General features: G+C 43.8%; 1 protein-coding gene. It reads left to right on the top strand.

The window, feature by feature from the left end; translation table 11 throughout:
- Positions 1 to 33: 33 nt before the first annotated feature.
- Positions 34 to 1,107, top strand: a 1,074-nt coding sequence (locus ACYVUV_RS12300) for an IS110 family RNA-guided transposase (protein ID WP_484499571.1), incomplete at its 3' end; no start/stop codon positions are given.

Raw genomic sequence — 1,107 nt, 5'->3', positions numbered from 1 at the left:
GCTCATCTCCAAGTAAAGCGGAGGTTTATTCTTATGGATTTATTGAAAACTGTTTTCGGTATTGATGTTAGCAGTCGGAAGTCTAACGTATGCATTATGGTCAATGGCCAAAAAGTTAATGAATATGCCATCTCCAACGATATGGTAGGCTTCAATCAGCTGCTGGGTGACCTTAAGCAGGTTACTAACCCACAGATTATCTTTGAAGCAACTGGCGTCTATTCAAGAAGACTCCAGGCGTTTTTGGACATGCACGAATTGCGCTATGTCATGATGAACCCGCTAGAAGCTAAAAGAAAGACAAAGGATGACCTGCACCAGAACAAGACCGATAAGCTTGATGCCTTATACCTTGCCAAGTTGCAGTCTGAGCACCCGCAGCGGCTGGCCTACGTTCAAAGCGAAGAATATCAAGAATTGATGGCCAATAACCGCATCTATGAGCAGGCTTCGCACGATCTGATAACCAACAAGAATAGACTGCACAAAGCCATTCAGCTCACTTTCCCAGAGATTGAGCACTTAATGGCTAATCCGAGAGGGAAAAACTACTGGAGTATTGTTTTCAGATTCCCACATCCAGATATCGTACTAGAAACAAAAGAAGCCGATATCATCGACTTCTTAAAAGGCTTATCTGGTATTGGTAAAAAGCGCGCTAACGACATAGAGCAAAGTCTTATTCGGTTGGCTAAAGTCGCATGTCCAGCTGTCAAAAAGAACAGTGCCCATATTCGTGGCCTCAAAATGGCTATTAACAATATTCTGAGCGCTGAAGAAGAGTGCCAGACTGCTTTACAGGAGATGGCTAAACTGGCTCCTAAGCGGGATCTAGAGATCCTCACAAGCATTCCAGGCATTGGCGAAAACACTGCTCTAAGAATCATAAGTGAGCTTGGAGATATCAGACGTTTTAACAATCCTAGCCAATTAAATGCCTTCGTTGGTGTTGATCCTCAAGTTTATGAATCTGGCAAGCTCACGGCCCACCTGTCAATTTCAAAGCGTGGGACAGCTATTGGCAGAAAGGTACTGTACTTGGCCATAAACCAAATTCAGTCGGCTAAGAAAGCAGGAAATCCTTGCCATATTGCGGATTATTACGAG

The sequence above is a fragment of the Lactobacillus sp. WILCCON 0149 genome (genome assembly GCF_057197965.1).
Note: the sequence above shows the minus strand (reverse complement) of the source record. Positions and strands in the feature narration are given on the sequence as shown.